Here is a 13,228-nt window from a genome sequence, read left to right on the forward strand (position 1 = left end):
GCATTATCTATCATTTTTCGTTATTAATCTAATATGAATAATCTATTAGTCATTATTAATCTCCTATGCTACATTTGGGTGCGAAAAAAAGAAGGTGTATAAAATGGACTGGCTAATTGACCTGTTTGCAAAGCCCTCTGTAGGGCAACAAGTACTCGCGCTATCCTTGACGGCTGCCATCGGCATCATGCTGGGCAAGGTCAAGGTGAAAGGCGTGAGCCTTGGGGGAGCTGGCGCTCTTTTCGTAGGAATCCTTCTCGGTCATATCGGAATGCGAATCGAGCCCAGCGTTCTTCATTTTATGCAGGAATTTGGCCTCATTCTCTTTGTCTATACAATCGGTATGCAAGTAGGCCCGGGCTTTATTGACTCCATAAAGCGACACGGTCTGGTGCTCAACATTCTTGCGGTGAGTATCGTCCTCCTGGGTGTACTTGCTACCGTTCTTATTTACTTCACGACGAACATGCACGATAACGTGCCGGTGCTGATTGGCATGCTTTGCGGAGCCGTGACGAACACTCCGTCGCTCGGTGCTGCAAATTCGGCGCTTACGGCGGCTGGCGTGGACGCTTCACTCACGGGCGTTGGCTATGCGGTGGCTTACCCGTTTGGTGTGATTGGCATTATCCTCGTGATGATTCTTGTGCGCGTGTTCTTTAGGCAAAAGCCGGATGTCGCTGCTGCCGAATACCAGAAAGAAATTGCAGAACAGTCCAAGGAAATTGTCTCTTGCACGCTCCGTGTGGATAACGTAAATCTTGTGGGCTGCAAGATCAAGGATATTCCGGGCCTTATCTCTTCGGGTGCTGTGGTGACGCGCCATGCTCGCGACCAGGTGATTAACATGCCGAAGGGCGATATGACGCTTGAGCTCCATGACTTGGTGCATGTCGTCGGAATGCCGGATGCGATTGAGAGTTTGCAGAAGATTATTGGAGAAAAGCAAGAAAATCCGATTACGCTCCAGAAGTCGAATTTGGCGGTCAAGACGATTCTCGTGACGAACAAGAAAATTCTTGGCAAGAGCATTCAGCAGCTTGCGCTCAATGACCGCTTTGGCGTGACCGTGAGCCGCGTGACTCGTGGCGGATTCAAGTTCACCGGGCGCCTCGATATCCGTGTGAAGTTTGCAGATAAGTTGCTCGTTGTCGGTACGCCGGAAAGCATTGCCGCTGCCGCAAAGGAACTTGGTGACTCGCTCACGGCGCTTGACCATCCGGAAATTCTCCCTGCATTCCTCGGAATTTTCCTCGGCGTGATTGTCGGAAGCATCCCGCTTGCGATTCCTGGAATGCCGACCCCGCTCAAGCTCGGTCTTGCTGGCGGCCCGCTCATTGTCGCGATTATCCTCAGCCGCAAACGCAAAATGGGCCCGCTCAACTTCTTCATGGCAAACAGCGCAAACCTCATGCTGCGTGAACTCGGTATTACGATATTCCTCAGCTGCGTGGGTCTCAATGCCGGTATCAAGTTCTTCGATGTGCTCTTGAATGGCGACGGTTTCTACTACATGGCGCTCTCGGCAATTATCACGTTCTTCCCGCTGATGATTGTGGCGATTGTTGGCAAGGCGGTGTTCAAGGTCAATTACCTCTCGCTTTGCGGTGTGCTTGCAGGTGCAACGACTGACCCTCCGGCTCTCGCGTTCGCAAACGGTCTCAGCAATTCTGAAGCAACGAACATCGGTTACGCATCTGTCTATCCGCTCACGATGTTGCTGAGAATCTTGAGTGGGCAAGTGCTTGCGATACTGCTAATCTCTTAGTGCATAGGCAAGATGCGCGGAGAAATGCATAACAAGATGCGCGTGGCACGATAACAGTTATTTTGGTTTTCCTGGTCATAACAAAGGGCGGCTCGAAAGGGCCGCCCTTTTCAATATGGGGCTGTTTTGTAAAAAATGGTGAATTTGGGCAAAACAGGGCTTTGAATTTAGTGATTTTCGGCAGAATAGGAATAGGGTATATTTTTTCGCTGTCTTTGCCGACAAAAATAGTCGAAAAATTAGTTTTTTTAGCGATTTTGGCTAATTCAACGATTGTTGAATATATATTATATTACCAATGGAAAATAAAATAACAAGGAGATAAAAAATGGCATATCGTGAAGATTCGGACTTGGAATTTCTTGGTCGAATGACATCCGAGGATTTGAATGATTTGGTTTATTGTTTAACGCATGATAAAGATGGAGAGGTTCGCTATACTGAAGAATTGACGAACAATGAATTGTATAAAAGGTTCTATCCTGACCATCATCAATATTGGAAAGAAATTGCTGCAGAAATTCAGTGTTTTGGAGCGAATTCATTTATCACTATTTTTCGTGGAGGGAAAGGGGTTCCTTATAGAGAAGTCTTGACCGATGTTTGCGATAAATTGAAAGTGAATTACAACGAAAATTCATCTGTTGAAAAAATAGAAAACAATATGTTGATGAAGATCATTGCTGATTCTCTTGAAAAGATGAGCTCAGAGGAGTTAAGAAAGCTTGCGGAATCTGTAGGTTTGAAAAATACAGATGGAATTACTGCTGAAGTTTTGACGGGGACTTTCCAAGCAGCTTTTGTTGCTGGTGGATTTATGTCGTATCAAATTACACTAATTGTTGTCAATGCTGTCGCAAAGTTGTTGATTGGACGAGGACTCTCTGTTGCTGGAAACGCTGCTTTGACTCGTGTCATGGCTGCTTTTGCTGGACCGATTGGCTGGGTTTTGACAGGCCTTTGGACTGCTTTTGATATTGCGGGCCCTGCGTATAGAGTCACGATTCCTGCGGTTATTCAGATTGCCGCTTTGCGTAAAAAATACCTCGTGGGTGAAGCTGCTGCAGATGAGCCTTTTACTTTAGGTTAAGTAACATAGATGTATCTACTTTAATTGGATTTGAATTATGGATAAACGCCAAGTTGTTGAATACGAATACAATGAATTGATGAATGTAATCAAGTCTACTATTGACAAGGTAGATACGTCTAGCTTTTTAAACCAACAATCCAAAGAGCTTAAGTCGAAGCTTGTAGAATCGTTAAAAGAAAAACTTAGTTGTGTGCAAGACTCGATGAAGCGCTCGTTGGACGATATGCACTGGGACAAGTTGGTAATATCTTTCTTTGGTGAAACCAATGCTGGGAAAAGTACCATCATTGAAACGTTCAGGATTCTGTTTGACTCTAATAGACCTCTTGCTTCTGATGGTAATATTGTTGGTAACGGAGAGTCTGATTATACAAAAGAGTATCATGAATATGATTTAAAAATTAATGGTCTTCCTTTTATTTTGATTGATGTGCCTGGAATTGAAGGAAATGAAAAAGAATTTAAAGATGGCATAAAGAAGGCTTTAGGTCGATCGCATTGTGTCTTTTATGTTCATGGTCATAACAAACCATTGGAAACCACAGCTCTAGGAAAAATACAATCATATCTAGGAGACTGGGTTCAGGTCTATTCTATATATAACGTTCGCGGCAATGTCAATAATTATGATGAGCCTGAAGAAAGAGAAACGTTGTTTAGTGATAGTACACTAAAGATTGAAAATGAAATAAAAAATGCATTTTACCAAACTCTTGGTGATGTGTATAAAGGAAATATCACATTGCAAGCTTTGCTGGCTATGTGCGCAAAGGCGTCGTTTGCTCCCGAACGGGATGATTTAAGTAAAAAGCAGAAAAGTCTTTTAGAATATTTTGGATCTGCCGATGGAATATTGCGGTTCAGTCAGTTTCAGACGTTGATTAATCAAGTAGAGCAGAAGGCGAAAAATTTTGCTGATGAAATTTCATCTGCAAACATATTGAAAGTGCGATCTTTGAAAAATGAAATTTTAAAAGAATTGGAATCCATTAATTCAGATGCGGGGGTTGATCAATATAAATTACAATTGGAACGCTTTAAATCTGATTTGAAGAAAATTGCCGATGAACAACACTCTAATCTTAAATTTCGAATAGATTCGCTCATTAATCAAAAATTTGATTCTGTTGTATCTACGGCCAATGATGTTCTGGCTTCGAAGTCTGAAAATAAGAAAGAAGAACTGAATAAGTGCGTTTCGAAGTTATCTGATGAAATACAGTTAGGAATACAATCAATAATGGACGGCTGTGCCCAAAGCTGGAATGAATTTGTCGAAAAAAAGAGTGCTGATTTTGATGGATTTGATAATGTACGTTTGATTTTCCCTCAGCTTCAGAAAAAGGGTGGAGTGAAGATAGATTTTTCGGATGCTCTTGAAAAATTGGATGTGAGTTTAGGTGATGTAGGTGGCTTTGCTGCTGCGGTTGGTGGTGGTGCTTTGACTGGAGCTGGAGCGGGAAGCGTAATACCTGGACTCGGAAATCTAGCCGGAGCTATTGGAGGAGCCGTAGTGGGTGGCATAAGCTATGTTGGTCAAAAATGTGTTTTTGGTGATGGCGGTGTAGGTGATGCTCAGAAAACTGCAAAACGTGATATTGCAGACGAAAAAGAACGGTTAAATCGGCGATTGATTAAACTTGTTGAAGAACTCCAAAAAATAGTTTCTGTTAAGCATGGTGAAATTGAACAAAAGATCCAAAAAGAACTTCAATCTGTCGAAGAAATAGTCTCGATTGTTGCTGATTTAAAAGTAAAATTTAAACGGGTTTGTCTTGCCTAAATGCAAGGAGCGTAAAATGGAAGAATTTGATTTTAAACAAAAGATACTTCAAAAGCTGAATTCTCTTTATGAAATTGTAAAACAAGGAGAAAATGTTGGTCTCGATTTTCATTTTGTTTTGGAAAAATTAGAGCGAGTAAAAAAAGTTGTTGACGATGGAATTGTCAAGATTGTTTTGCTAGGAAGTTTTTCTGATGGTAAAACTTCGGCAATAGCAGGACTGCTTGGTAAGCTAGAAGATTCCATGAAAATTGATGAAACGGAATCTTCTGATGAAATTATTGTATATAGACCTTTGGGACTGAAAAAAGGATTTGAAATTGTCGATACTCCGGGGCTATTTGGCTCTAAGGAAAAAAGGATTGATGGACAATCTGTTCGTTTTTCGGACATCACAAAGAATTATATTTCGGAAGCTCATATAGTGGTTTATTTATGTGATGCTGTTGTTCCACTTAAAGATAGCCATGTTGAAATTGTGAAAAAGGTCCTGCGAGATTTGAACAAGTTGGATTCTACCATTTTCGTTATTAACAAAATGGACGAAACGGATGTTGACATGCTTGATGATGATGATTATGCACGTGTTTCCGAGATAAAGAAAAATAATTTGATTGGCAGGCTTCGCACGACGATTAATTTGACTCCAGATGAGGAAAAAAAACTCAAAATAGTTTGTATATCTGCAGATCCCAAAGGAAAGGGGCTAAAATATTGGATTGAAAAATGGCAGGATTATAAAAGACGCTCGCGAATTGACCTTTTTAGAAATGCTGTAGATGATGTTGTTGAACAGACGGATGCTTTGAAAATAAAAGTGGACACTTCGGATAATTCTGTTAAGGAAATGTTAGATGGAGTTTGCCGGGGCATTGATGCTGAATGTTTGCCGATGAAACGGGCTGTTGAATCTTCTAAACAAATTATAAAGTCGTTGGAAGAAGATTCGGACCATTTGAAAAAAGACTTGCAATTAAATCAGCAAAATGCAAATAGACGTTTGATTGAATTGCAAAATCGACTTATCTCAGAAATTAATGGCATGAATCAGGATGCGTTTGGCTCTTTTATTGAAACGGAAATAGGGGTGCAGACGAATAAAGAAAATGGAAAGAGCGAAGTCTCGTTTTGGATTTTAGAGAATAGCATCCGGCAAATTTTTGAAGAGTGCGGAGCGAATAACCAATCTGCGATTGATTTAATGGATAAAAAAGTAGACTTTGAAGGAACGTTTAACGAGTCTAACAAGATTGTTGATGGTGCTTTAAAGAAAGGTTTGGAAAAAGGAGCGGCTGAAGGGGCTAAGTATTTTGGGAATGTTAATGTTAATGCAGAAATGGTGAAAAATGCTCGAAATGTGCTCGCAAAAGGGATTAAATTTAAACCGTGGGGCGCTGTAAAGTTTGCTGGTAAATTGAATAATCTAGCAAAGGGCTTTGCTAGGGTGTTGGAAAAGGCTCCTGTTGTTATTGCCGCTCTTGTAGAAGCTTGGTCGTGGTGGAGTAAATACCGTGATAATAAGAAATTGACGGATTTGAAGGACAAGTTAAAAAAGGTTATCAATGACCTCTTTGCTGAATACAGCACGCTTATGAACGATTCTGAGTATTTTGAGAATCTTGCTCCCGGATACGTTGAATTGGTAAATATGATAAAATCTCAAAAAGATGAGCTGGATAAATTGCAAAAGAAAATTGATGATCTTGAAAAGTTTAAAGCTCGCTACGACAAATGGGTGCAAGATAACGTTCAGGATGCTGAAATTGTGAATTAGCAAAAAATGTCTTCCAAGTTCTACTGTAAATATTGCGGAATCGCTTTCCCATCGGTTTTTGCTCTAGTAAATGCTCGCTGTGCAAAACAGGGCCGCGGTGCAAACCATGTGTTGTATGAGGGGTCTGAAAAGTCCAAGTACACTTGCAAGTATTGTGGGCTGCAATTCCCGACGATATTTGCCATGGTGAATGCTCGTTGTTTAAAGGGGCCGTCGAAAGGCGGTCACGAACCTGCTCTGTAACTTGTTGAACGAGTAAGTTGTAAAATCTACATGCCAATATGTCTAAATATTGGCATGCTGTGCTGTGTGCTTAAGTTGTAGTTGCTGGGCTAAAATGGTGGAAAAAACATTTTTGGGGACCTTTTGACTAATTATTTTTTTTGATGAATGTATATTTATTGCAGATGATTTTAGGTAATGGAAATATGGTGGCTTTAGATTTGGTAAAGTTTGCTGTTCTGGGAATAAGGCTGGAGTCGAATTTCCTTTACCCATTCTCGTGTAAACTTTTGTTTCCCGGCTTTTGGTCTAAGTTCCTGCTTAACTGGGTATAGTAGACGACATTAGTTGTCGCTTGCTTGTTCTATATTGACGTGAAGCCAAAGTTGAAAAATGAAATTTTGTAGCAAGGAGATGTATAATGGCATATCGTGAAGACGAAGATCTTAAATTTTTAGGTCAGTTGCAGTCTGAAGATTTGGATGATTTGGTTTATTGCTTGACGTATGGTAAAAAGGATGGCGCGGATAAGAAGAATGCTGTCGCTCGGTTCTCCGAAGAATTGACAGGGAGTGAGGTGTATAAAAAATATTATCCAGATCATCATCAATATTGGAAAGAGATAGCTGCGGAAATTCAGTGCTTTGGGGCGAACAGCTTTGCAACGGTTTTTCGTGGCGGTAAAGGAGTTTTGTACAAAGAAGTGTTGGTTGATGTTTGCAAAAAACTCAAAGTAGACTATGATGAAAAAAAAAGTGTCCCTGAAATTGAAGATAGTTTGTTGCTAAAAGTGCTGTCAGATGTGACAAAAAAAATGAGTGAAGAAGAACTAAAAGAATTTGCAGGTGAGTTGGGAATAAAAAATACGGGAAATATAACACCTCAATTTATAACAGCCTCAGTTCAGACAATTTTTGCTACAGGTGGTGGCTTTATAATAAAAAGTACCGTAGGAGCTATTCTGAAATATTTTTTTGGAAAATCTGTTGCCAAAGTTGCGCTAGGAAGACTTCTTCTCCTTGGAAATCCTGTAGGATGGGTTATTACGGGGGTGTGGACGGCAATTGACGTTGCTGGTCCTGCGTATAGAGTGACAATTCCCGCTACCATTATGGTTGCTTTGTTGAGAAAAAAGAGAACAATATATTCTGTTGCTTTAGTTGGAGATGTTGCTGTAGGAAAGACTACTTTGCTTAATTATTTGCAAAAAGGTCGGTTTGTTGATGTCAAAGAACATTCTGTTGAAGAAAAACATGATTCTTTTGAATCCCCATTATGGAATCGGCCTATAGAGACGGTAATTGATACATCGGGAGCAAAGGAATTTTTAAGAAAGCAAAAGGTATTGTGCATAGATAAAAATATTGTTTTTTTCTGTTATAATCCCCAAGATGTTGTTTTGGACGATTCAAATCCAAAAAAAAGTTATTTTCTGCAACGTTTGCAGGGATTAGAAAATAAAAGGGTGTTCTTTATTGCGACGCACAGTGATACTTATGATGTAAATGAAATGAAGAAGAAAATGCATGATTTCTTTTCATCGCCAGCAAGGGGAGGAACGGATTTTCAACTTTTTACGTCAGATAACTCTTTTTATGTGAACTTGACCAATGAAGAAGAAGCTAAGGACATGCTCATGCAGATATTGAACAAAATGGAGGAATTGCCTCATGCATGATATTTTGTGGATTCAAACAGAACCAGAATCATCTGTACTTGTTGATGGCGTTGCAAGTGATATTGATATTGCTGATTATGTTTTTGTTGTAAATAATCCTAATTATAAATTAATAAAAGATAACCAAATAAGGGTTTTTTACAGCGAAAAAGAAATCGGCATTGTTGTTCAAGGGCATGTTGATAATTTGGATTCGGTTGGACGTAAAATCGCTTTTGCTTTTTTTGCAAGAGAAAAAAACATATTTCATGTCATGACTTTGCTTGATCAGCGTTTGAAGAACAATAGATTAACTCCACCTTCCGAAACTATAGATAGATTCTTGCGTTTGTATGTAAATCAAAATTTTGTTCCTTTTTTGACGAAAAAGAAGCTTTGTACAACTCTGATTTGTGCAGTATTAAGTTTTATATCGCTCTTTTTTTGTAAATGGACTGAAACTTTATTGATGGTAAAACGAGTTTTATTAAACATTCTAAAATAAGGAGTATTTAAATGAATGAATTAAATAAAGATATGTTGGTTGTTGTTAAGGATGCTGTTGCCGAATCGTACAATAATCACACGATGGTTGGCGTCGACCCGAAGTTGCATAATGTTGATGTTGTAAAATTAGACGATTTAAAGAAACCGAAATTTATAGATGTTTCTGGAGTCGAAATTGATCCTGAGGTTGATAAAGCTTATCTTCGTGCAAAATATTTTGATGAACCGGATGTGTATTATGAAGCTACGTTTGATTCAATAAATAGAATGAATCGTGAACGTTTCAACATGTTTAAGCATGTTGCTCATATTTTGGGCGCGACAATGATAACAAAGATGAATGTTCAAGAAGATGAAATGAACCATGGGTTTAGATTTCATTTAGGTTCTGGTGGCGGTAAAGTAAATGAATCTGATAAAAAAGTACAAGGTAACGCAAAGACTCCGAAATTTGAAATAAAAGCTGATTTTGAAAATGAATCTAGTGATCAAAAAAAAGGGGCACTAAATCTTAATATCCAGTCTTTGATTCAGGAAAAATTAAATAGAGGCTTTTTGCAATATGAAGTGTTTGAAACTAAAGAGTATAATGAACAACGATGGGAAAAGGCGAAAGAATTTCTCATTAAAAATAGGTTATATTATAATGAAGATTTTCGGGCTCTTCTTGAATCTCGTAACCCCGAAAATGGCTTGAAAAAGTTTGATTTTATACAGTATCAAATATCTTCAGATTTAAGCAAATATTTGACTCTTGCCGCAGCGATTGATGTTTCGGGGATTATTTCACGTGCTACATCAGCTAGCGCTTCGGTTGCTGCTCCTATGTCTATTGTTTCTGGTGGAATTGCAACTGTGTTGTCTGGAATATTTGGTTTTGATATTGGTTTGAACGCAGATTTTAAATCTCAAATCCAAAAGTTCAAAATAGAATCCGATTTGCTTGTAATGGGTTTTGAACATTATGATGCTTGCTTTGATGAATTGGATAAAATTATTGAACAGTACAAGAAAACAAAAAACTTATTTGGTGATGGGCGTCTTGAAAAACAAAGTGTCGCAGCTCAATTGCTTGATAAAAATTTGACTATAGGAGATGTTTCGACAATCGCCAAACTTCCGGTAGATGAAATTCAAAAAATAAAAGAAAGAATGGGAAAAAAATAAGGGGTTTGTTAATGTCCAATACCGCTTACGATTCCCGCTTTCTTTCTATCCCGTTCTACAGATCTCATCCGTACATGATGCCCTTTGTGGGGGATGCTTACGAATCTTCGGTGCATAAAAAGCTTTTGCTTGTGGGCGAGAGCTTTTATTTGCCTGAAGGTGCTACGGTGCATCACAATGCGAATTCGTGGTATGGCACTCCCATGCTAACGAATGATGAACAGGATTGGTGCAACACTCGTGGGACTCGTGAGGGCAAGAGCGGGCGTTTCGGGAAAGAGATTGATCGCTGCTTGAATCTGGTGCTGCCGAGCGGTGGCAATGGCTGGCATCAGGTGGCGTTCCTCAATTACTTCTTGCGTCCGGCGGATTGTGCGACTGGAATCGAGGACTTGTGGAATGCTTATGGTGGCAAAGAAATTGACTGCGAACAAGCGATCCGCAATTTTATCAAGGTGCTGGAAATTTTGAAGCCGGACATGTTTGTGTTCTTGAGTTCTCGAGTCTGCAAACAGGCGGAGGGCTTTGATTACCCGAAGTATTTTGGCGGTGAACTTTGGGATTGGATGGGACCGCACGGCATTGAATATATCTATACGAAGCATCCGTCAAGTGTCCACTGGAACCAGCCGATGACGGGCTACACAAAAGCTTGTGGCATGACTTCACGAGATTTCTTCTGTAGTTGGCTTAAAGAAAACTGGTTGAAATAACAACTGATTTTGAAAAAAACGAACTGTTGCAGTAAAATGCAGCAGTTCTTTTTTTATGCGTGGGAGTCGTTAGAGACGACATTAATTGTCGTGCCTTGAATCTAGATTATGGCAAAACGAGGATTTAAAAATGGAAAGACGTCTCAAACTTTTAGTGGTTATTTTGGGTATGTTGATGATTTGGTACTATGCGCAGATGTTGGTGTATGCGGAAGTACTATTTATTTTGGAGAGGCTGAGTGAACGTTTTTAGACTTTTTACAATAAAGTTACAAAACGTCGCTTGCCACTATATTCAAATATTGATACATTAATGCGTGACCCTTGAAAAGGCCTCAGGCATCCGAAAAAAATCGGATGCTTTTTCTTTTTTCAAAACTAGGAGGCTAAATGAGTCAAGAAAAAACACGTTCGCGTGACCACGATGGGTTCTTCCGTTATGTCTATAGCGTTCCCAAGAATGCCAAGGCGCTGTTGAACATTTGTAGTAAAAACAATAGCGATCTTGATAGGATCCTTGCTGGTGTAAACTTGGATACGCTTGTGCGTCTGCCGGACACTTACAGCGAAGTTGGTGAACGCGGCGAAGCAGACATTGCGTTCAAGGCTCATCTTTCGGGTGGTGGTGAAATTAATGTCGGTATCCTTTTGGAGCACAAGTCCAAACAGGAGAAGAGCGTGCTCAATCAAGTCGGGCGTTACGCTCTCAGGGTCATCATGGATCACGAAGACGAAGTGTTCAGCTGGATTCCGACGAAGGCTATTATCATTTATAACGGCCCTACCGGATGGGATCCTTTGGCAGAATTTCGCAAAAAGGCACGCGCTAAATTCCAGGGGAATGAGCTTCCTTTTGAGTGCGTGCTTGTGAACCTTGCTGCAGCTGATGATATTGCCTGTGTTGAATCGGATTCCCCTGCGGCGGCTGTCGGGGTAATGGCGATGAAATACGCTTTCAGTCCTGAAGGCTTTAAGTCGGCTATCCCGAATGTCGAAACTATTCTTCGTAAAATGTCTAGCGCTGAGCAGGCTACCCTTGTCGAAAAAATCATATTATATTTACAGAAAACCCCTTCGCTTCGGCAATGTGAAAGCAAGCTTTCACGCTGCTCTCAGCTTGAAGGTTTTTTAGGAGAGTATATTGACGAAAGTACCGTGGAGGAACTTCAGATGGCATGGAAAAGTATCGGACAGAGGATGGGCTTTGTAAGCGCCGGGGATGCCCGCCGTGCCGCTGAAAAAGCTGGTCGGGAAGATGGCTTGAAAAAAGGTCGAGAAGAAGGTCTTGAAGAAGGTCGTAAAGAAGGCTTTGATGACGCCTTGGATGCTATGCGCAAGCTTGGGGTTCCTGAAGAAAAAATTCAGGAAGCAAAAGCGATGCAAGAAAAGTCGAAGGTCAAATAATTCGGCGTTTTGAAATTGCATTTAGAGAAAGAGCTGCTGCAAAGAATGCAACAGCTCTTTCTTGTAATATTGAAAGTAAAGATTGTGTTTTTAGCTTTTACCCTTACCCTTACCCTTGCCCTGCTTTCTTTTTGTCCATGTGAGCGTAGATGCCGGCGAGGATTGTGCCACTGATGGAATGATAGGCGCAGCTGATGGCGCATGGCACAACGCAGAGGGCGGCTTCCGGGTGGAGCGCGAGATTCTCCGGGTTGGCGAAGAATGCTCCGGCGAGGACTGTTGCCATGCCTGCGTTCTGCACGCCGACTTCAATGGAGATGGTGCGCTTCTTGGCAGTGTTGAACTTGAACAAACGACCGACACTGTAGCCGAGCACGTAACCGAGACCGTTATGCAAGAATACCACCGCGAGGATGAGCGCGATAAGGCCAACGCCGTTCGCGAAAAGCTGCGGGCGAACGGTCACGATAACGCCACCGACGATTAACGCAAGGCCGATAACGCTCACGGCGGGCATGTTTGCCTGGAATTCCTTGAAACCAGCGCGCTTGCCGAAGAAGTAGTTGCAAGTGAAGCCGATTGCAATCGGGAAGACGGTCACGTAAAGGATGTTGAGGAACATGCCGACTGCGTTCACTTCGATGCTCGTGTCTGCGAGCCAAAGGACCAAAAGCGGAGTCATAAGCGGAGCGAGAAGTGTGCTTGCCATAGTCATGCTCACGGAATAGGTCACGTCGCCTTTAGCCAAAAAGCTCATGACGTTGCTTGAAACGCCGCCTGGGCAGCAACCGACGAGAATGATGCCAATGGCCAAATACGGGTCCAGTCCGAAAATCTTCGTGAGTGTAAACGCGACGAGTGGCATGATGGTGTACTGTGCGACGGCGCCGAGAAAAATGTCGTAAGGGCGTTTCATCAAGTTGCGGACATCGTCCATGGTAATGGTGAGACCCATACTGAGCATGATGATGCCGAGAATAATCGAGCTTGTGTTGCCGTGAACCCAGCCAAAAAGCGTGGGGATGAAAAATGCGATGACTGCACATGCGATGACGAAAAGCGATGTGTATGTCGATAAAAAGCGGCTAACAGCCTTTATTAAATTAAGCATTGTTATATCCTTCTTTTTGAGGTGCCCTA

General features: G+C 41.2%; 10 protein-coding genes and 2 pseudogenes. 11 read left to right on the forward strand and 1 reads right to left on the reverse strand.

What is annotated here, in order from left to right; translation table 11 throughout:
- Nucleotides 1-103 precede the first annotated feature (103 nt).
- The 11 genes and pseudogenes from BUC30_RS10495 (at nucleotide 104) to BUC30_RS10540 (ending at nucleotide 12,088) form a co-directional block, all read left to right on the forward strand.
- Nucleotides 104-1,768 (forward strand): putative transporter, encoded by a 1,665-nt coding sequence (locus BUC30_RS10495; protein WP_073424807.1) that lies wholly within the window; start codon nucleotides 104-106, stop codon nucleotides 1,766-1,768.
- 328 nt (nucleotides 1,769-2,096) lie between these two features.
- Entirely contained in the window at nucleotides 2,097-2,858 is a 762-nt protein-coding gene (locus BUC30_RS10500; protein WP_073424808.1) for a YaaW family protein, read from the forward strand.
- 37 nt (nucleotides 2,859-2,895) lie between these two features.
- On the forward strand, nucleotides 2,896-4,644 hold the full coding sequence (locus BUC30_RS10505; RefSeq protein WP_073424809.1) for a GTPase domain-containing protein: 1,749 nt from the start codon (nucleotides 2,896-2,898) through the stop codon (nucleotides 4,642-4,644).
- A gap of 16 nt (nucleotides 4,645-4,660) precedes the next feature.
- On the forward strand, nucleotides 4,661-6,418 hold the full coding sequence (locus tag BUC30_RS10510) for a LeoA/HP0731 family dynamin-like GTPase (protein ID WP_073424810.1): 1,758 nt from the start codon (nucleotides 4,661-4,663) through the stop codon (nucleotides 6,416-6,418).
- A gap of 6 nt (nucleotides 6,419-6,424) precedes the next feature.
- Nucleotides 6,425-6,661, forward strand: a complete 237-nt coding sequence (locus tag BUC30_RS10515) for a hypothetical protein (protein WP_073424811.1) — start codon at nucleotides 6,425-6,427, stop codon at nucleotides 6,659-6,661.
- 400 nt (nucleotides 6,662-7,061) lie between these two features.
- Nucleotides 7,062-7,775: pseudogene (locus BUC30_RS16520) on the forward strand (DUF3944 domain-containing protein); the annotation flags it as partial.
- Nucleotides 7,776-7,802: 27 nt separating this feature from the next.
- A pseudogene (locus BUC30_RS16525) lies at nucleotides 7,803-8,318 on the forward strand (hypothetical protein); the annotation flags it as partial.
- Nucleotides 8,311-8,802 (forward strand): hypothetical protein, encoded by a 492-nt coding sequence (locus BUC30_RS10525; RefSeq protein ID WP_073424813.1) that lies wholly within the window; start codon nucleotides 8,311-8,313, stop codon nucleotides 8,800-8,802. The pseudogene BUC30_RS16525 and the gene BUC30_RS10525, both read left to right, overlap by 8 nt.
- 11 nt (nucleotides 8,803-8,813) lie before the next feature.
- Entirely contained in the window at nucleotides 8,814-9,971 is a 1,158-nt protein-coding gene (locus BUC30_RS10530; protein WP_073424814.1) for a hypothetical protein, read from the forward strand.
- 11 nt (nucleotides 9,972-9,982) lie between these two features.
- Entirely contained in the window at nucleotides 9,983-10,684 is a 702-nt protein-coding gene (locus BUC30_RS10535) for a hypothetical protein (RefSeq protein ID WP_073424815.1), read from the forward strand.
- A 390-nt stretch (nucleotides 10,685-11,074) separates the two neighbouring features.
- Complete coding sequence (locus tag BUC30_RS10540; RefSeq protein ID WP_073424816.1) at nucleotides 11,075-12,088, forward strand: Rpn family recombination-promoting nuclease/putative transposase; 1,014 nt, start codon at nucleotides 11,075-11,077, stop codon at nucleotides 12,086-12,088.
- Nucleotides 12,089-12,197: 109 nt separating this feature from the next.
- Here BUC30_RS10540 and BUC30_RS10545 read toward each other — a convergent pair whose 3' ends face one another.
- The gene (locus tag BUC30_RS10545; protein ID WP_073424817.1) at nucleotides 12,198-13,199 is read right to left on the reverse strand and encodes a bile acid:sodium symporter family protein; all 1,002 of its coding nucleotides are present in this window, start codon (nucleotides 13,197-13,199) and stop codon (nucleotides 12,198-12,200) included.
- Between the last annotated feature and the right edge of the window lie 29 nt (nucleotides 13,200-13,228).

Source organism: Fibrobacter sp. UWB7, assembly GCF_900142945.1.
Lineage (GTDB): Bacteria > Fibrobacterota > Fibrobacteria > Fibrobacterales > Fibrobacteraceae > Fibrobacter.

Coding starts and splice junctions, on each gene's coding strand:
- BUC30_RS10535 (WP_073424815.1), top strand. CDS start 9,983: ATGTCCAATACCGCTTACGATTCCCGCTTTCTTTCTATCCCGTTCTAC.
- BUC30_RS10495 (WP_073424807.1), top strand. CDS start 104: ATGGACTGGCTAATTGACCTGTTTGCAAAGCCCTCTGTAGGGCAACAA.
- BUC30_RS10505 (WP_073424809.1), top strand. CDS start 2,896: ATGGATAAACGCCAAGTTGTTGAATACGAATACAATGAATTGATGAAT.
- BUC30_RS10525 (WP_073424813.1), top strand. CDS start 8,311: ATGCATGATATTTTGTGGATTCAAACAGAACCAGAATCATCTGTACTT.
- BUC30_RS10515 (WP_073424811.1), top strand. CDS start 6,425: ATGTCTTCCAAGTTCTACTGTAAATATTGCGGAATCGCTTTCCCATCG.
- BUC30_RS10500 (WP_073424808.1), top strand. CDS start 2,097: ATGGCATATCGTGAAGATTCGGACTTGGAATTTCTTGGTCGAATGACA.
- BUC30_RS10530 (WP_073424814.1), top strand. CDS start 8,814: ATGAATGAATTAAATAAAGATATGTTGGTTGTTGTTAAGGATGCTGTT.
- BUC30_RS10540 (WP_073424816.1), top strand. CDS start 11,075: ATGAGTCAAGAAAAAACACGTTCGCGTGACCACGATGGGTTCTTCCGT.
- BUC30_RS10545 (WP_073424817.1), bottom strand. CDS start 13,199: ATGCTTAATTTAATAAAGGCTGTTAGCCGCTTTTTATCGACATACACA.
- BUC30_RS10510 (WP_073424810.1), top strand. CDS start 4,661: ATGGAAGAATTTGATTTTAAACAAAAGATACTTCAAAAGCTGAATTCT.